This window comes from Paractinoplanes maris, assembly GCF_023544465.1.
Taxonomy (GTDB): domain Bacteria; phylum Actinomycetota; class Actinomycetes; order Mycobacteriales; family Micromonosporaceae; genus Actinoplanes; species Actinoplanes maris.
Genome location: NZ_JALPVL010000002.1, coordinates 141,929 through 160,040, shown reverse-complemented (window position 1 = coordinate 160,040; position 18,112 = coordinate 141,929). Strand labels below are relative to the sequence as shown.

Below are 18,112 nucleotides of genomic sequence, written 5' to 3'. Positions count from 1 at the left end.
GGAACGGCTTCGTCGTCCGCCGGGCGGTGCCGATGTGCAAGATCGTCTATGCTCCCGGCCGTGAATGGGTCAGATCGCGTCCAGCTCGATCCCGCGGACGCTTATCCGGAGGTCGCCGCCGTGCGGGAGCGGCTGGTGGCCGGGGACTGGGCCGGTGTCCGGGGCGTGGTCGACGGTCTGCCGCCGGCCGGGCGCACCATGGTCATCCGGCAGGGCGGGTTCGCCGACGCCGAGCGGGTGCTGCGCGAGGTACTCGACCGGGATCCGGACGACGGGGCGGCCGCGGCCATGCTCGGCTTCCGCCTCATCGACATCGGCTGGGCCATCCGCTCGGATGCCCGGGCTCAATACGTCAGCTCCCAGCAGTTCAGCGAGTTCCACGACTGGCTGCGTCAGGCCGAGGCGGTGCTGATCGACGGCGCCGCCCGCAACCCCGGCGACCCGGCCATCTGGGCGGCCCGCCTGGTGTCGGCCCGCGGGCTGGAGGTGGGGCCGGCCGAGACCCGGCGCCGCTTCGACAAGGTCACGGCGCTCGACCCGCACAACCTGACGGCACAGTTCCAGATGTTGCAACAGCTCTGTCCCAAGTGGGGCGGCACCTGGGAGACGCTGCACCCGTGGAGTCGCGAGCAGATGCTGGCCGCGCCGCCCGGTGCCGTGCAAGGCGTGCTGGTCGCGGAGGCTCACATCGAGCACTGGGCCGATCTGCCGGCCGGCACCCGGACGGCGTACCTGCACGGCGGCCCGGTCCGCACCGAGCTCCGGGAAGCGGCCGAACGGTCGGTGCTACACCCCGACTTCGGCCGCGACCACGGCTGGGTGGAGGCGGCGAGCACCTTCGCCTTCGTCTTCAGCCTGATCGGTGACCGCCGCTCGGCGGCTCCGCTCTTCGCCCTGCTCGGCGATCGGGCCACTGAATATCCCTGGACCTATCTGGGCGGCGATGTGGCCGAGCAGGTCCGCAACCACCGCCGGCGGGCCCTGGCTGGAGCGAGCCGATGATCAAGCAGATCGAGATCGACGGGGTGCCGGCCCTGCTGTCGCCGGCCACCGGCCCCGGACACGCCGGCCTGGCCTTCCGGGTCGGGTCGGCCGACGAGCCGCCGGCCCGGCGGGGCATCACCCACCTCATCGAGCATCTGGCGCTCTTCTCCACCGGGGTGGCCGACTACCACTACAACGGGGCCACCGGCGTCGAGTACACGTTCTTCCACATGCACGGCTCGGCCGACGAGCTGGGCGAGTTCCTCACGGCGGTCTGCTCCTCGCTGCGCGATCTGCCCATGCACCGGCTGGCCGTCGAGAAGGACCTGCTGCGGGCCGAGGCGCAGGGGCGCAACACGGGCGCGGCCAGCCAGATGGCGCTGTGGCGGCACGGCGCCCGCGACTACGGCCTGCCCAGCTATCCCGAGTGGGGCCTGCCGGCGATCACCGAGGACGACCTGCGCGACTGGGTGCAGCGCTTCTTCACCAGGGAGAACGCCGTGCTCTGGGTGGCCGGCGACGAGGTGCCGGCCGGCCTGCGGCTGGACCTGGCCACCGGCGTACGCCGGAAGCCGCCGGCGATGTCGTCGGCGCTGCCCGTCACCCCGGCCTGGTTCGCCGGCTCGTCCAACGTGCTCGTCTGGGACGCCCTGGTGCCGCGGGCGCCGGAGTCAGCCGTCTTCGCCGGGGTGCTCGAGCGGGTGATGTTCCGCGAGTTGCGTCAGGAAGGTGGCCTGTCCTACGCGGCGAACGCGGTCTACGAGCCGTTCGGGGTGGACCAGGGGCAGGTCACCGCCGTCGCCGACGCGCTGGCGGACAAGCAGGGCGCCGTTGTCGGCGCGTTCGTCGACGTGCTGGCCGGGCTGCGGGTGGGCCGGGTCGACGAGGCCGACGTGGCCGCGGTGATCAAGAAGCAGACCGAGGCGTTGCGGCACGCCGAGGAGCAGGGCGCGCGGTTGCCGGGGCAGGCGTTCAACCTGCTGTCCGGGCGGGCCGTGCTCGGCGCCGACGAGGTGGCCGACGGGCTGCGGGCGGTCACCGCGGCCGAGGTCGCGCGGGTGGCGGCGCACGCCTGGGGTACCGGGCTGATGATGACGCCGCAGAGCCGGGCCGACTGGGCCGGGTTCACCGCCGCTCCCACCCGTTCCGAGGAGGCCGTGCGGGGCACCGGTTTCCGCTCGCTGGACACGCCGGGCGAGAAGCTGATCATCGGCTCGGACGGCGTCAGCATCGTCGCGGAGGACAACTGCGCGACCGTACGGTTCGACGACTGCGCCATCGTCCGCGCCTGGCCCGACGGCGGTCGTCAGTTCGTCGGCACCGACGGCATCATGGTGCTCGTCGAGCCCACCCTCCACGAGAACGGCGCCGATGCGGTCCGGCGGCTCGACGCCCTGATCCCACCGGCCGCCCGGGTCGACCAGCCGGCCCGCGACCCCGCTCGGATTCCTCAACCGGAGCCGGCGCCCGTCGCCGGATCGCCCGGGCCGGCCGCTCCGGAGCAGCGCACCCGAGCCGGCGTGGTGCGCCGGATCGTGATTTTCGTGGTGGTGGCCCTGGTCGGGCTGGCCATGGCGAGCCGGGTCGGCTACGAGCTCAGCACCGGCCTGGTCGACCTCTCCACCGGCCTGATCGGCCTCACGGTGGCGCTCGGTGTGGCCGGAGTGTGCGTGGCCGGTGCCGTCACCACGGTCCGGCACGCCCGCCGGCGCTGATCCACGGTGTCGTTGCCCACCCGGCCACCGCCGGTCTCGCCGCGGGCACGCCGGGGGAGCAGGATGAGGGAGTGAAGCTTTCGGTGGGCGCGGGACTGGCCGGAGTGGCGGCCGCCGCGGTCGCCGTGGGTGTGGCCGAGGCCGTGGCGGTGGTGACCGGACCGTTGACCGCGCCGCTGCCCGCGGTCGGGGGCGTGGTCGTCGACAACGTGCCCGGGCCGGTCAAGGACTTCGGGGTCAGCGTCTTCGGCGTGCACGACAAGACGGCGTTGATCGTGGGCACGGCCGTGCTGCTGGCGGCCTACGCGTACGGCGTGGGTGTGCTCGCCGTGCGGTCGTGGCGCCTGGGCCTGGCCGGCATCGTCCTGTTCGCGGCGGTCGGCGTGGCGGCGGCTCAGACGCGGCACGACGCGGGCGTCTTCGCCTGGCTCCCGACGGTGGTGGGCGCCGCGCTGGCCGTCGTGGTGCTGCGCGTGCTGCTCGACCGGGCCGGCTCACTGGTGACCGAGCAGGCCCGGGTGCCGGTCGGGGCCGGCGTCGGCGGCCGGGGCGACGAGCTCGGGGCGCCGCCACCGGCGGTGGGCGGACCGGCGTACGTCGATGATCGTCGTTATTTCCTCAAGCTGCTCGGCATCACGTTCGGCTCGGCGGCGGTCGTCGGCTTCGGCGGGCGGTGGCTCGGCTCGCGGCAGACGGTGACGGCGGCCCGTGACGACGTCGTGCTGCCCGCGCCCCGGCAGACCGCGCCGCCGCTGCCCTCGGGCGTCCAGGTGCCGGGGGTGACGCCGTACATCTCGCCCAACAAGGACTTCTATCGCATCGACACCGCCCTGATCCCGCCGCAGGTGGATCCGGCGACGTGGCAGCTGCGCATCCACGGCATGGTGCGCAACCCGATCACCCTGACCTGGGAGCAGCTGCTGCAGCGGCCGATGATCGAGCGGTACGTGACGCTGGCCTGCGTGTCCAACGAGGTCGGCGGCGATCTGATCGGCAACGCGTTGTGGCTCGGGACGCCGATCCGCGAGCTGCTGGCCGAGGCCGATCCGCTGCCCGGCGCCGACCAGGTCGTGCAGCGCTCGGTGGACGGGTGGACGTGCGGCAGCCCGACGGCGACCCTGATGGACGGGCGGGATGCTCTGCTGGCCGTCGGTATGAACGGCGAGCCCCTGCCGGTCGACCACGGTTTCCCGGCCCGGATGGTGGTGCCGGGGCTGTACGGCTATGTCAGCGCCTGCAAGTGGATCACCGAGATCGAGCTGAGCCGGTTCGCCGACTTCGACGCCTACTGGGTCCCGCGCGGCTGGTCGCAGCAGGCGCCGATCAAGACCGAGTCGCGGATCGACACGCCGCGCGACGGGGCCGACCGGAAAGCCGGGACGGTGACCGTGGGCGGGGTGGCCTGGGCCCAGCACCGCGGGATCGACAAGGTCGAGGTGCAGGTCGACGACGGCGCCTGGGCCGAGGCGACACTGGCCGCCACGGTCTCCAGCGACACGTGGCGCGAGTGGAGCTACGCGTGGGCGGCGACTCCGGGTAAGCACCGGCTGCGGGTGCGGGCCACCGACGGGTCAGGGGCGACCCAGACCAGCACGCCCGCGTCGCCGGCGCCGGACGGGGCCTCCGGATGGCACGCGGTCTCCGTCGACGTCGCCTGAATGCCATTTGGTTGAAGGCCGCACCAGCGGTCCGTTGTGATGACGCAAGTCGCTCATACGGTGGCTTGCATGTCCACCAATACGGTTGATGAAGAGCCGTCGAACAACGCGAACCGGCCCCCGATGGGGGACCGGATCGTCATGGTGATGCCGTCCCGGCGACGTCAGGCGGCCGGCGAGTGCCGCTGCGCCGGTACGGCCGACTTGTGGGGCCGGCCGAGCCGGGCCTCGAGCCGGACAAGGTCGACGCGTCCGTGATGACGGTCGGCGAGGTCCTCCCAGCCGACCGCGAGCAGCCGCAGCCGCTCCGCTTCGCTGAAGCCTCCCCAGACCCCGTACGGCTCTCGCACCGCGAGGGCGTGGGCGGCGCACTCGGCCCGCACGGGACACGCGCCGCACATGCTCTTGGCTTTGGCTTCCCGGCGGTTGCGGGACGAACCGCGCTCGCCGTCCGGGTGGAAGAACTGCGCGCTGTCCCGGCCTCGGCACAAACCGAGGCGCTGCCAGTCCCACAGGTCGGCGATGGGCCCGGGCAGTCTGCGAACGTTCGACATGGAACACCCTCCTCCCGCGCGGCACCGCGGAGTGTCGTCATGAGGGGCCTTGCTCAGGCCTGTCGCGGTGTTACCCCCGTGTTCGGGGGCTCACACGCAACTTGTCGATGTCTTCTGGAGCCGCATGACATCGGTCTGGCAAGTCATACCGATCTTTCCCATTTTTTCCATCTAAAGCGCGTAATGCTGCGGCCCTCGCGTGATCTCCTCTGAGAGAGAAGGAGGATCACTGTGCGTACCGTCCTCGTGTGCGTCCGTACCCCGCTGGCGGCCCAGACCGTCGCGTCCACCGCGGCCCGGCTCGGCATGACCGGCGTCGTCCGGACCGCGGTCAGCGAGACCGAGGCCATGATCCGCCTGGCTGAACGGCCGGCTGAAGTGGTCCTGGCTGACACCGCCGTAACTCGTCCCGACAGCGTCGGCTTCACCCGGCGCGTCCTGGCTCGCGCGCCACAGGCTCAGGTGGTGCTCTTCGGCGCCGAAGACCCCCGGGTGGCCGCGGCGGCAGTCGCCGCCGGTGCCCGCGGTGTCATCCGTGGCGTCGAGCACGACCTGGTCAGTGTCGTCGCCAAGGCGCTGCTCCTGCTGCTCCTCCCGGTGCGCCCGCAGGGCATGCCGATCAACGGCGCCAACGCCCAGCCCGCCACCGTCGCCGGTGGGGCCCGCAACAACAACTCGACCGCGGCCCGCGCGGCCTATCAGAACGGTGGGCTCGGCATGGGCTCGCCGAACGCGGCGGCCGTGCCGGCCATGCTCGGGCCCAACGCGCCGATGGTCCCGGCGCAGCGTGGCGATGCTCCCATCGATCCGGCCACCGGCCGTCCGATGGTGGCCTGGCCGGGCAACGAGACCCAGGTCGGCGTGGCCGACCCGGCGCCCGCGGGCCGGCGGCTCACCCTCACCGAGCGCGAGCTGCAGGTGCTGCGGGGGATGGCCGACGGCAAGAGCAACGCCGAGATCGGGCGTGAGCTCTTCGTCTCGGAGGACACGGTCAAGACGCACGCCCGGCGGCTCTTCCGGAAGCTGGGGGCCAGGGACCGCGCACACGCGGTGGCCGCGGGCTTCCGAGCCGGACTGGTCGCTTGATGTCGGAGTAGGCCCGGGCAACCCCGGGCCTACTCCTTTTCGTCCTCGTTGCCCTCGGTCAGCGTGTCGTGGACGCCGTCGGCGTAGCCGCGCGCGTACTCCCACGTGACGTAGTGATCGGGGTCGGGATCGTAAGCCGGCTCGTGCACCCGCGGCCGCCCACTGCTCAGCAGATGCCGCAGGTTGCCCCGCAGCAGGTCCCAGTCGAAGTAGTGCGGCTCATGACAGTCCTCACACTCGATGACCAGGCCCCGGATGCCCGTCGGGCTCAGCAGCGCCTGGTAGATCTCGAGGTCGGACAGATCCTCGACGACGTCCTGCCGTTCGGCATCGGTCAGCGGCTCGGCCTCGGCGTCCTCGTCGAGGTCGTCGAGTCCCGCGGCCGGGTCGGTGGGATCGCCGTTGAACGGGTCGATGGGCTCATCTTGCACCCCCTTACCGTACTCACCCTTGACGGATGTGTGCTGGCCCGCACGTGCTGTCCGTCGCGCGAGGCGACGCACAGCGGATGGGTACGATGAACCATTCGTCTTCCATCTTTGAGGGATGCTCCGTGGAATCTGACTCGGCCCGCACGGTACCGCTCGGTCTGACCTTCGACGACGTGCTCCTCCAGCCCGGCGAATCGGACATCGTGCCGAGCCGGGTCAACACCAGGACCCGGCTGACCCGCACCATCGAGCTGACCATCCCGCTGCTGTCCGCGGCGATGGACACGGTGACCGAGGCGCGCATGGCGATCGCCATGGCCCGCGAGGGTGGCATCGGCGTCCTGCACCGCAATCTCTCCCCCGAGGACCAGGCGGCCCAGGTCGACCTCGTGAAGCGCTCCGAGTCCGGCATGATCACCAACCCGGTGACCTGCAGCCCGGACGACACGCTGCGAGACGTCGACCAGCTCTGCGGCCGCTACCGCATCTCGGGTGTGCCGGTCACCGCGGGCGACGGCACCCTGGTCGGCATCGTGACCAACCGTGACATGCGCTTCGTCACCGACGATCAGGCCAAGGTCCGCGACGTCATGACCAAGATGCCGTTGATCACCGCGCCGGTCGGCGTGAGCAAGGACGGCGCGCTCGCCCTGCTCCAGCAGCACAAGATCGAAAAGCTGCCGCTCATCGACGACAGCGGCCGGCTGCGCGGTCTGATCACGGTCAAGGACTTCACCAAGTCCGAGCAGTTCCCCCACGCGACCAAGGACGACCAGGGACGCCTGCGGGTCGCCGCCGCGGTCGGCGTGGGCGACGAGTCCTACAAGCGTGCCCGCGGCCTCATCGACGCCGGCGTCGACGTGATCATCGTGGACACCTCGCACGGTCACCAGCGTCAGGTCCTCGACATGATCGCCCGGCTCAAGCGCGACACCCCGACCGACATCGTCGGCGGCAACGTGGCGACCTACGCCGGGGCCAAGGCGATGGCCGAGGCCGGGGCCGACGCGGTCAAGGTCGGTGTCGGTCCGGGCGCCATCTGCACCACCCGCATCGTCGCCGGTGTCGGTGTCCCGCAGATCACCGCCGTCATGGAGGCGCAGCGCGCGTGCGCGCCGTTCGGCGTCCCGGTGATCGCCGACGGCGGCATCCAATACAGCGGGGACATCGCCAAGGCCATCGTGGCCGGCGCCGAGACCGTGATGCTCGGTGGCCTGCTGGCCGGCTCCGAGGAGAGCCCCGGCGACCTCATCTTCGTCAACGGCAAGCAGTACAAGTCGTATCGCGGGATGGGCTCGCTGGGCGCCATGCAGTCACGCGGTCAGGCCAAGTCGTACTCCAAGGACCGCTATTTCCAGCATGATGTGCCGGAGGAGAAGCTGGTTCCCGAGGGTGTCGAGGGCCAGGTTCCCTACCGTGGCCCGCTGTCGCGGGTGGTGGCCCAGCTGGTCGGCGGCGTCCGGCTCGCGATGGGCTACGCCGGGGCCGAGACGATCCCCGACTTGCAGCAGCGTGGCCAGCTCATCAGGATTACCGCGGCGGGCCTCAAGGAAAGCCACCCGCACGACATCCAGATGACCGCCGAGGCCCCGAATTACCACTCCCGCTAAAGGAAGTCCTGATCATGCGTGACGTCGTGGAGATCGGTCTCGGCAAGACCGCTCAGCGCGGGTACCACCTGGACGACATCGCCATCGTCCCGAGCCGGCGCACCCGCGACGTGGACGACGTGTCCACCGAGTGGCGGGTCGACGCCTACCCCTTCAAGATCCCGTGCGTGGCGCATCCGTCCGACGCGACCATGAGCCCGGAGTCCGCGGTCGCCCTGGGCCGCCTCGGCGGTCTCGGGGTGCTCAACGCCGAGGGCCTGTGGACGCGGTACGAGGACCCGAGCAAGATCCTGGAGGAGCTGGCCTCGCTCGACGAGGACGCCGACGCGACCCGGCGGCTGCAGGAGGTCTACTCCGAGCCGATCAAGCCCGAGCTGATCGCCGAGCGGGTGCGCACCATGCGCGAGGGTGGCATCACCGTCGCCGTCCGGGTGTCGCCGCAGCACACGCTCGCGCTCGCCCCGGTGGTGCTCGACGCGGGTGTCGACCTGCTGGTCATCCAGGGCACGCTGGTCAGCGCCGAGCACGTGTCCACCACGGACGAGCCGCTCAACCTCAAGGAGTTCATCGCCGACCTCGACCTGCCGGTCATCGTCGGCGGCTGCACCGACTACAAGACGGCGCTGCACCTCATGCGGACCGGAGCGGCCGGCGTGATCGTCGGGGTGGGGGCCGACGAGTGGTCGACCACTGACACGGTGCTCGGCATCCGGGTGCCGATGGCGTCCGCGATCGCCGACGCCGCGGCCGCGCGCCGCGATTACCTCGACGAGACCGGCGGGCGGTACGTCCACCTGATCGCCGACGGCGGCATCTCCACGTCGGGTGACATCGCCAAGGCGATCGGCTGCGGCGCCGACGCGGTGATGCTCGGCGAGCCGCTGTCGCTGGCCGAGGGCTCCCCGGCCGGCGGCGCCTGGTGGCACTCGTCGGCCAGCCACCCGCAGCTGCCCCGCGGTGGCTTCTGCATCGCCGGTGAGCCCGACGGCACGCTCGAGGAGCTGCTCTTCGGTCCGGCCGACCGGGCCGACGGCCAGCTCAACCTGTTCGGCGGCCTGCGGCGCGCGATGGCCAAGTGCGGCTACCGCGACGTCAAGGAGTTTCAGAAGGTCGCGCTGGTCCTCGACCGCTGAGTCCTTTCCTCCCCCTTTCGGGTGGCAGCGCTAACCTCGCGCCTATGAGGCGTACGGGTGCTGGTGTTCTGGGTCTGGTGTTGGCGGTGGCCGGCTGTTCCGTGGATGACGAGCCGGCCCCCGCGCCGTCCTCCTCCTCCGCGCCGGCCTTCGCTCCCGGCGCGGAGGGCATCGGCGACCCGTACTTCCCGAAATACGGCAACGGCGGCTACGACGTGGCCGGCTACGACCTGAAGGTCCGCTACGACCCGCGCACCGACCAGCTCACCGGCACGGCGACCATCACCGCCACGGCCAAGCAGGACCTGTCGAAGTTCAACCTCGATCTGTCCAAGCTGGCCGCCAGGAATGTGACGGTCGACGGCGTACGGGCCAGCTCGTCGGCCGCGGGGACCGAGCTGACCATCACCCCGGCCACCGGCATCGTCAACGGCCGCGCGTTCACCACGGTGATCGAGTACGGCGGCGAGCCCAGCCAGTTCACCAACTCGGTCCTCGGCGACGGCGGCTGGCTGGAGAACCCCGACGGCGCGGTGGCCCTGGGCCAGCCCGAGTCGGCCAGCACCTGGTTCCCGGTCAACGACCACCCGTCCGACAAGGCCACCTTCAAGCTCGAGATGACCGTGCCCGACGGGGTCGAGGCGATCAGCAACGGTGTGCCCGGCCCGAAACGGACGACCGGCGGCTGGACGACCTGGAGCTGGTCGGAGAGCTCACCGCTGGCCAGCTATCTGGCCATGGTGGTGATCGGCCAGTACCGGGTCACGACCACCACCCACGACGGCAAGCCGATGGTGCTGGCGGTCGACGAGTCCCTGCCCGCCGACGGTCCGGCCGCCCGGTCGCTGGCGAAGACCGGCGAGATCACCGACTTCCTGGCCACCAAGTTCGGGCCGTACCCGTTCGACGCCAACGGCGGTGTGGCGGTGGCCGACCGGAGCATCGGCTACGCGCTCGAGACGCAGAGCCGGCCGGTGTACGGGCCCGCGTTCTTCAGCGGCGGGCCGAACGAGTCGGTCGTCGCCCACGAGCTGGCCCACCAGTGGTTCGGTGACAGCGTGGCCCTCGAGAAGTGGCAGGACATCTGGCTCAACGAGGGCTTCGCGACCTATGCCGAGTGGTTGTGGGACGAGCACCAGGGCGTGCAGACCGTCGAGCAGAGCTTCGACAGCGTCTACAACTCGTACGCCTGGGAGCAGCCCGGCCAGGCCGGCAACCCCGGCGCGCCCCGGATTTTCGGCCAGGCCGTCTATCAGCGCGGCGGCATGACCGTCTACGCCCTGCGCAAGACGATCGGCGACGCCGCCTTCGACCAGCTGCTCCAGCGCTGGACCAGCGAGCACAAGAACGGCAACGCGAGCACCGACGACCTCATCGCCATGGCCGAGGACATCTCCGGCAAACAGCTCGACGCTCTCTTCCAGTCCTGGCTGTTCACCGACGGCAAGCCGGCCAAGCCTTAGCTACTTGTCGACCAGCTTGGGATGACCGGCCAGATAGGCCGCCGCCTTGCCCCGGGCCACAGCCTGGACGAAACCCCGGCCCTCGTCGGTGAGCTGCTCGCCGAGGTATCCGCTGCCCCGCCCGACCCCGCGACCGGGCAGGCTGACCCGGGTGATCTTCTCGGGGGAGAGGTTGCGCAGCGCGTAGGCGTACTCGACCGGCTTGCGCCCGCCCAGATAGACAAAGGTGTCACCCAGCGCGTCGATCAGCGGGTCGACTTTCGCCGGATCGGTGTCCAGCCCCTCACCGAGCGCCTTGGTCAACAGCGCACCGACGAGTTGCCGCTGGTGGCGCTGCCGGTCGTAGTCGCCCTCGGGCAGCCCGTAACGCTGACGGGCGTAGTCGATGGCCTGCCAGCCCACCAGGTGCCGCCGGCCGGGCTGATAGACGGCCTGCGGCCCCACGTAGTCACCGCCGCGCAGCGGGCGCAGCGAGCCGTCGGGCTTACGGTGCCGCGACTCCACCCTCTGATCGATCACCAGGTCGATGCCGCCGAGCTGGTCGGTCAGCTTGGCCAGGCCACCGAAGTTGAGGATCGCCCCGGCCTGGAACTCCTTGATCCCGGTGTACCCGCTGATCGACTTGGCCAGCAGCTCGTAGCCCTTCTCGGTGCTCGGCTGCTTGCTGCCCGCCACCCGGGAGCCGCGGCTCATCGCCTCGGTCACTTTGTGGGTGCCGGACCCCGGGACCTTGACCCGCAGGTCGCGCGGGAGGGAGTAGAGGTATGCGGACTCGAGGTCCGGCTCCACGTGCAGCAGCATGATCGCGTCGGCGTGCGGCTCCCAGCCCGGAATGGACACGCGGGTATCGACACCGATCAGCAGCAGGTCGAGCGGCCCCTTGATGTCGGCGCCGGGGGACGGCGCCGGTGTGATGGGCCCGGCCGTCGACGTCGGTGGCGCGGCCGAGGCCGAGGCTGATGCCTGCCGGTCCGGCTCCGAGCGCACGGCCCAGGCGATGCCACCAGCCGCGAGAAGTGCGACGACCACCGCTCCGGTGATCACCCAGCCCGCCCTCTTGTTCCGCATGCCGGAACAGTAGGCGAGCGTGATCGCCAGCTCAATGGGGCAAGATCTCGATATGTGAAACGGGTGATGGCAGCAGGGGCATTCACCCGTACGCTGACCGCCGCGAATCAACGGGGGAGGCACACGCTTCAATGAAGCTCAACAAACGACGGGTCACCGTCGGTCTCATCTCCACCGCCGTCGTCGTGTCGATGACGAGCGTGACCACCTGGGCCCTGGCCGCCGACGAGACGACCACGTCGGCCACCGCCAATACTCCTGTCCAGCTCATCGTCGGCTACAAGGCCGGTGTCGACCGCGCCGTCACGACCCGCAGCCTCTCGGCCGCCGGCCTGCGGACCGCCGACTCGACCACCTCACAGAACACGCTGGCCGAGATCAACGCCGCCCGCGTGACGGTCTCGAGCGGCCGCAGCGCGTCGGCCATCGCCGCCCTGCGCAGCGACCCCAACGTCGCCTATGTGGAAAAGGACGTCCAGGTCAAGGAGTTCGAGACTCCGAACGACCCGTCCTTCAAATACCAGAACGAGATGTATGCGGTGCGCGCGCCGCAGGCGTGGGACACCACCACGGGCTCCGGCGTGGTCGTCGCGGTCATCGACACCGGCGTCAACCCGGTCGGTGACCTGGCCGGCGCGACCGTGGCCGGGCACGACTTCGTCAACGACGACAAGACCACGAACGACGACCGCGGTCACGGCACCTCGGTCGCCGCGCTGATCGCCGCCCGGGGCAACAACAACCAGGGCATGGCCGGCGTCTGCTGGTCCTGCAAGATCATGCCGGTCAAGGTGCTCGACTCGCGGGGCTCGGGCTCGGCCAGCGACGTCGCTCAGGGCATCATCTGGGCCGTCAAGAACGGCGCCCGCATCCTCAACCTGTCGCTCGGTGGTCCCGGCGCCAAGGTTCTGCAGGACGCGGTGGCCTACGCCAACACCAACAACGCGCTGGTCGTGGCGGCGGCGGGCAACGAGGGCAACACCTCGCTGCAGTACCCGGCGGCCTACCCCGACGTGCTGACGGTCGGCGCGACCCGGCGCTGCCCGGAGTGGGCCACCGACCCCGACTGCACCTACGGCAACCAGACGCTGACGGCGTACTCGTCGCGTAACGCGTCCGGCGCGACATGGGTCGACGTGGCCGCGGTGGGCGACGTGATGACCATGGACCGGTACGGCAACTACAACTCCGGCACCAGCGGCACGTCGTTCTCGGCGCCGATCGTGGCCGGCGTCGCCGCCCTGGTGAAGACGCGGAACCCGAGCTACACCGGCTGGTCGATCGCGAGCTCGATCTACAAGGGAGCCTCGGCCCGCAAGGTCAGCGGCGTCACCTACGGCCTGGTCGACGCGTCGGCCTCGTTCGACGTCCCGACCGACCGCACGGCTCCGACGGCCACCGGCATCACCCCGAACGGCGGCTTCGCCCGGGGCAGCATCCCGGTCCGTCCGGTGGGCCTCAAGGACGACCGTTCCGGCATCCAGAAGTCGCTGCTCTACGTGAACGGCGTCTACAAGAACTACAGCCGCAACGCGCCCTACGGCATCATCTTCAACACGGCCGGCTACTCGGGCAAGACGAACATCGAGCTGCGGATCTTCGACAAGGCCAACAACCAGAAGGTTGTCAAGGGCGTCGTCACCGTGGACAACAAGGCCCCGGCCACCAAGATCACCTACGCGCCCAAGAGCGGCACCAAGCTCAAGGGCACGGTGACGATCAAGTTCAGCGGGTCGGACACCGGCAGCGGCATGGGCAAGTGGGTGCTGCTGATCAACGGCAAGGCCTCGCAGACCCGTACGGTCGTCAAGCCGTTCACCTTCGCCGCCACCTCGGTGCCGAAGAGCTTCACGGTGCAGGTGCGTGGCTACGACAAGGCCGGCAACACCACCAACTCGGTCAAGCTGACCTATACCCGCTAGCACCCCGATCGCTCCGGGTTATCAACCGGACGACCGCGCAACAGACCGAACGTGAAGGAGCCGGCCATCGTGGCCGGCTCCTTCACTGTTGCGAGGTCCCAAGCATGCGGAAGCTGGTCGCTGGTCTCATCGCCGGTGCGTCGATGCTGGTCGCCGCCCCGGCCCAGGCCGCCCCGGTGCGGCCGGCCGACCCCGGCTTCGCCGGCCAGTGGGGTGTCACGCAGACCCACGTCGACGACGCCTGGTCGTCGGTCCGCGGCTCGTCCCGGGTCATCGTCGCGGTGGTCGACACCGGGGTGAGCCCGCTGCCCGATCTGGCCGGCCGGCTGCTGCCCGGCCGCGACTTCGCCAACCACGACAACGACGCGTCCGACGACAACGGGCACGGCACGATGGCCGCGACCGTGATCGCCGCGTCCGGCAACAACCGCACCGGCATCGCCGGCGTCTGCTGGTTCTGCCGGATCCTGCCGGTCAAGGTGCTCAACGCCAAGGGCGGCGGCAGCTACACCGACATCGCCCTCGGCCTGCGCTGGGCCGCCGATCAGGGCGCTTCGGTGATCAGCCTGTCGCTGGGCGGATCGGACGACAGCCCGCTGCTGCGCGACGCCGTCGCCTACGCGGAGACCAAGGGGGCCCTGGTCGTCGCCGCGGCCGGCAACCGGGGAGTGGCCACCGCGCACTACCCGGCGGCGATCCCGTCGGTGCTGGCGGTCGGTGGGGTCACGTCGTCCGGAAGCCGCTACGACTGGTCCAATCACGGCAGCTGGGTCGACGTCACCGCACCCGGTTGCAACCCGGCGCAGGGCCCGACCGGCCTGATCGGACAGTATTGCGGCACCTCGTCGGCCACCCCGTTCGTGGCCGGGGCGGCCGGTCTGCTCGCCTCGACCGATCCGGCGCCGACGGCCACGCAGATCCGCACCGCGCTCGTCACCACCCGGGCGCTGCCGTCCGGCCGCATCGATGTGCCCGCCGCGCTGCGGGCGTTGCCCGTCGACGGCGACGTCACCCGGCCGGCTGTCGCCTTCGGCGCGGTCGGCGCCTTGGTGCGCGGCCGAGTCACGATCACGGCCGCGGCGGCCGACCAGCACGGCGTCGCGCGGGTCCAGCTGTACGCCGGGGGTCGCTTGATCGGCACCGACACCACCGCGCCGTACTCGTTCGCCTGGCAGTCCGCACCCGGCACCGCGACCGTCCCGCTGGAGCTGCGCGCCTACGACCGCCGCGGCAACCTTGCTGTGGTGCGGCGCAGCGTGCGGGCCGACAATGTCGCTCCGGTCGTGCGGCTCGCGAAGTCCGGTCGTACCCTCATCGCCCGGGTGGCCGACGTGTCCGGCGTGGCCCGGCTGGAACTGGTGGTCAACGGCCGCGTCACCGTCCGTCGCGCCGGGCCGGTGAGCCGGTTCACCGTGCCCGCGAAGGCACGCAGCGTGCAGGTTCGCGCGTACGACCGGGCCGGGAACCGGCGGGTCGCCAACGGTAAACTCGGCGGGTGAGTACTCCCCGCCCGGTCCTCGTCGTCGACTTCGGCGCCCAATACGCCCAGCTGATCGCTCGCCGTGTGCGGGAGGCGCGGGTCTATTCCGAGATCGTCCCGCACTCGATGCCGGTGGCCGAGATGCTGGCCAAGAACCCGGCCGCGATCATCCTGTCCGGCGGCCCGTCCAGCGTCTACGAGCCCGGCGCGCCCGTGCTCGACGCGGGCCTGTTCGACAACGAGGTGCCGGTCTTCGGCATCTGCTACGGCTTCCAGGCCATGGCTCAGGCGCTCGGTGGCACGGTGGCCCACACCGGCTCGCGGGAGTACGGTCGCACCCACCTGACCGCCCAGGGCGGCACGCTGCTGCGCGAGCTGCCCGCCGACCTGCCGGTCTGGATGAGCCACGGTGACAGTGTCGCCGTCGCGCCGCAGGGCTTCGCGGTCACCGCGTCGACACCGGGTGCGCCGGTGGCTGCCTTCGAGGATCTGACCGCCCGCCGGGCCGGTGTCCAGTTCCACCCCGAGGTGGCGCACACCGAGCAGGGGCAGGAGATGCTCAAGCGCTTCCTGTACGACATCGCGGGCCTCGAGCCGACCTGGACCCCGGGCAACATCATCGACGACCAGGTCGCCGCGATCCGCGAGCAGGTCGGCGACAAGCAGGTGATCTGCGGTCTCTCCGGCGGGGTTGACTCGGCGGTGGCCGCGGCGCTCGTTCACAAGGCCGTCGGCGACCAGCTGACCTGCATCTTCGTCGACCACGGCCTGCTGCGGTCGGGCGAGGCCGAGCAGGTCGAGAAGGACTACGTCGCCGCCACCGGCATCCGGCTCAAGGTGGTCGACGCTTCCGATGTCTTCCTGGGTCATCTGGCCGGCGTCACCGACCCGGAGCAGAAGCGCAAGATCATCGGACGCGAGTTCATCCGGACGTTCGAGGCCGCGGCGCGCGAGCTCGACGACGAGCGGCACATCGAGTTCCTGGTGCAGGGCACGCTCTATCCCGATGTGGTCGAGTCGGGCGGCGGCACCGGCACGGCGAACATCAAGTCGCACCACAACGTGGGCGGCCTCCCCGACGATCTGCAGTTCGCGCTGATCGAGCCGCTGCGCACCCTCTTCAAGGACGAGGTGCGCGCGCTCGGCAAGGAGCTCGGCCTGCCCGAGGAGATGGTCCAGCGGCACCCGTTCCCCGGCCCCGGCCTGGCCATCCGCATCATCGGCGCGGTCGACCGCGAGCGGCTCGACCTGCTGCGTGCGGCCGACCTGATCGCCCGCGAGGAGCTCACCGCGGCCGGCCTCGACCGCGACGTGTGGCAGTTCCCGGTGGTGCTGCTGGCCGACGTGCGCAGCGTCGGCGTGCAGGGCGACGGTCGCACCTACGGTCACCCGATCGTGCTGCGGCCGGTCTCCAGCGAGGACGCGATGACCGCCGACTGGTCGCGCCTGCCCTACGAGACGATCGCCAAGATCTCGACGCGCATCACCAACGAGGTGCGCGACATCAACCGGGTCGTCCTCGACGTCACGAGCAAGCCGCCGGGCACCATCGAGTGGGAGTGAGCGTGTTCTAAGCCGCCGGGCGGCCCCACGTCGGGTCGCTCGGGTCGCGCCACACCGGCGGGGCCGGGGCCGGCTCCTCGGGCATCAGGAACCACATGATCGGGTACGCGATCAGGGCGGTGCCCAGGGTGACCACTGCGAGCAGCGCGAAGGCCACCCGGACCAGCACGGGGTCGATGTCGAAGTAGCGGCCGACGCCACCGCAGACGCCCGCGGCGAGCCGGTCGTCGAGAGGCCGGCGGAGCTGCTTGTACGGCGCTTCGGGGCCGCCGTGGGAGAGCTGATTCATATAGCCATGGTCGCCGCGTGACGGCCCGGCGACCTCGGTGAGCACCCCGATACGGACCCTGATTTAGCCATTACACCGCGTAGTGGATCACGAGCGCTTTGTGCAGGGAACCGCTCTGATCAGCAATTACGCAGCGCAAACCCCCTGTCAGGAATCCGACAGACGTTTTCTGGAGTTCACATATTCCGGGCAGAATGCCGCCCTGTGACCCCCGCACTGGAACCGCTCCGCCGGATCGCCGCCTACGCCGTTGCCACCGACGACGACGGCCGCGTGCTGCTTGTCCGTGCCTCCAGCCGTTCCGGCACCCCCGGCGTCTGGTCGTTGCCCGGTGGCGCCGTCGACCACGGCGAAGACCCCAACCACACCGTCGTACGCGAGACGGCCGCCGAAACCGGCCTCTCCGTCGCTGTCACCGGACTCCGCGATGTGCTGGCCGACATGCGCGCGCTGCCACACCGCGGTGTCACCATCCACACCGACCGCCTCATCTACTCGGTGTCGCTGCGCGGCGGCACGCTGGTCGACCGGGTCGGGCACCCCACCGACCTGGCCCGCTGGCACACCCTCGAGGAGGCCGGGCGGCTCAAGCTCCGGCAGTTCACCGCCGACGCGCTCGGACTGGGCGGCGCCTCGGCCGACCTGCGGCCCGAGCCGGCGCCCACCTTCCCGTCGTTCTACGCCTACCCCGGGCCGGACGGGCTGCATCGGGCACAGCGCTTCGCGGCGTACGCGATCGCGACCGACCCGCACGACAAGACCCTGCTGCTCACCCGTATCGCCCCCGGCTATCCCGGAGAGGGCCGCTGGCACCTGCCCGGCGGCGGCACCGACTACGGCGAGCAGCCCGGCACCGCGCTGATCCGCGAGCTGGTCGAGGAGACCGGTCAGGCCGGCCGGCTCGTCGAACTCCTGGGAGTGGCCAGTCACCGTGACGCCGCGTCACTGGGCCCCGAGGGCTACCCGATCGACTGGCACGGTGTGCGCGCCTTCTACCGGGTGATCGTCGACGACCCGACCGAGGTGGCCGTCAAGGATGTGGGCGGCTCCACCTCCGAGGCCCGCTGGGTCCCGGTCAAGCAGGTCGCCGACCTCCCCGAGGACGAGCTGACCGAGGTGACGGCCGAGGCCCTGAGCAAGGCGGGACTAATCTAGG

Annotated in this window: 15 protein-coding genes; 11 read left to right on the top strand and 4 right to left on the bottom strand. The window is 70.9% G+C overall.

What is annotated here, in order from left to right:
* Positions 1-60: 60 nt before the first annotated feature.
* The 3 genes from NAG42_RS05580 (at position 61) to NAG42_RS05570 (ending at position 4,357) form a co-directional block, all read left to right on the top strand.
* On the top strand, positions 61-1,002 hold the full coding sequence (locus tag NAG42_RS05580) for a hypothetical protein (protein ID WP_250028570.1): 942 nt from the start codon (positions 61-63) through the stop codon (positions 1,000-1,002).
* Positions 999-2,699 (top strand): M16 family metallopeptidase, encoded by a 1,701-nt coding sequence (locus NAG42_RS05575; RefSeq protein ID WP_250028569.1) that lies wholly within the window; start codon positions 999-1,001, stop codon positions 2,697-2,699. The genes NAG42_RS05580 and NAG42_RS05575 overlap by 4 nt, the downstream gene beginning before the upstream one ends.
* Positions 2,700-2,770: 71 nt before the next feature.
* Positions 2,771-4,357 carry a molybdopterin-dependent oxidoreductase gene (locus NAG42_RS05570; protein WP_250028568.1) on the top strand — a complete coding sequence of 529 codons (1,587 nt, stop codon included), beginning with the start codon at positions 2,771-2,773 and terminating at the stop codon, positions 4,355-4,357.
* A gap of 164 nt (positions 4,358-4,521) precedes the next feature.
* On the opposite strand, the gene NAG42_RS05565 is transcribed toward NAG42_RS05570, so the two are convergent.
* Positions 4,522-4,911, bottom strand: a complete 390-nt coding sequence (locus tag NAG42_RS05565; protein WP_250028567.1) for a WhiB family transcriptional regulator — start codon at positions 4,909-4,911, stop codon at positions 4,522-4,524.
* 231 nt (positions 4,912-5,142) lie between these two features.
* Between NAG42_RS05565 and NAG42_RS05560 the strand changes: the two genes are divergently transcribed.
* Positions 5,143-5,997, top strand: coding sequence for a helix-turn-helix transcriptional regulator (locus NAG42_RS05560; RefSeq protein ID WP_250028566.1), 855 nt, complete (start codon positions 5,143-5,145; stop codon positions 5,995-5,997).
* A 29-nt stretch (positions 5,998-6,026) separates the two neighbouring features.
* Here the strand turns inward: NAG42_RS05560 and NAG42_RS05555 are convergent, their stop codons facing one another.
* Positions 6,027-6,428 (bottom strand): DUF5319 domain-containing protein, encoded by a 402-nt coding sequence (locus NAG42_RS05555; protein ID WP_250028565.1) that lies wholly within the window; start codon positions 6,426-6,428, stop codon positions 6,027-6,029.
* Positions 6,429-6,550: 122 nt separating this feature from the next.
* Here NAG42_RS05555 and guaB point away from each other — a divergent pair, with 122 nt between their 5' ends.
* The 3 genes from guaB to NAG42_RS05540 are packed head-to-tail and all read left to right on the top strand — an operon-like array spanning position 6,551 to position 10,634.
* Positions 6,551-8,038, top strand: a complete 1,488-nt coding sequence (gene guaB / locus NAG42_RS05550) for an IMP dehydrogenase (RefSeq protein ID WP_250028564.1) — start codon at positions 6,551-6,553, stop codon at positions 8,036-8,038.
* 14 nt (positions 8,039-8,052) lie between these two features.
* Positions 8,053-9,171: a GuaB3 family IMP dehydrogenase-related protein gene (locus NAG42_RS05545; RefSeq protein ID WP_250028562.1), complete on the top strand. Its 1,119-nt coding sequence runs from the start codon at positions 8,053-8,055 to the stop codon at positions 9,169-9,171.
* Between the two features lie 44 nt (positions 9,172-9,215).
* The gene (locus NAG42_RS05540) at positions 9,216-10,634 is read left to right on the top strand and encodes a M1 family metallopeptidase (RefSeq protein ID WP_250028561.1); all 1,419 of its coding nucleotides are present in this window, start codon (positions 9,216-9,218) and stop codon (positions 10,632-10,634) included.
* Here the strand turns inward: NAG42_RS05540 and NAG42_RS05535 are convergent, their stop codons facing one another.
* Positions 10,635-11,702, bottom strand: a complete 1,068-nt coding sequence (locus tag NAG42_RS05535; protein WP_250028559.1) for an LCP family protein — start codon at positions 11,700-11,702, stop codon at positions 10,635-10,637.
* 131 nt (positions 11,703-11,833) lie between these two features.
* Between NAG42_RS05535 and NAG42_RS05530 the strand changes: the two genes are divergently transcribed.
* The 3 genes from NAG42_RS05530 (at position 11,834) to guaA (ending at position 16,667) form a co-directional block, all read left to right on the top strand.
* On the top strand, positions 11,834-13,624 hold the full coding sequence (locus NAG42_RS05530; protein ID WP_250028558.1) for a S8 family serine peptidase: 1,791 nt from the start codon (positions 11,834-11,836) through the stop codon (positions 13,622-13,624).
* Positions 13,625-13,728: 104 nt separating this feature from the next.
* Positions 13,729-15,123 (top strand): S8 family serine peptidase, encoded by a 1,395-nt coding sequence (locus tag NAG42_RS05525; protein ID WP_250028556.1) that lies wholly within the window; start codon positions 13,729-13,731, stop codon positions 15,121-15,123.
* Positions 15,120-16,667: a glutamine-hydrolyzing GMP synthase gene (gene guaA, locus NAG42_RS05520; protein ID WP_250028555.1), complete on the top strand. Its 1,548-nt coding sequence runs from the start codon at positions 15,120-15,122 to the stop codon at positions 16,665-16,667. Before NAG42_RS05525 ends, guaA begins: the two co-directional genes overlap by 4 nt.
* 7 nt (positions 16,668-16,674) lie before the next feature.
* On the opposite strand, the gene NAG42_RS05515 is transcribed toward guaA, so the two are convergent.
* Positions 16,675-16,956: a PspC domain-containing protein gene (locus tag NAG42_RS05515; RefSeq protein ID WP_250028554.1), complete on the bottom strand. Its 282-nt coding sequence runs from the start codon at positions 16,954-16,956 to the stop codon at positions 16,675-16,677.
* Positions 16,957-17,160: 204 nt separating this feature from the next.
* On the opposite strand from NAG42_RS05515, the gene NAG42_RS05510 reads away from it, so the two are divergent.
* Complete coding sequence (locus tag NAG42_RS05510; protein ID WP_250028552.1) at positions 17,161-18,111, top strand: NUDIX domain-containing protein; 951 nt, start codon at positions 17,161-17,163, stop codon at positions 18,109-18,111.
* The last annotated feature ends 1 nt before the right edge of the window (position 18,112 follow it).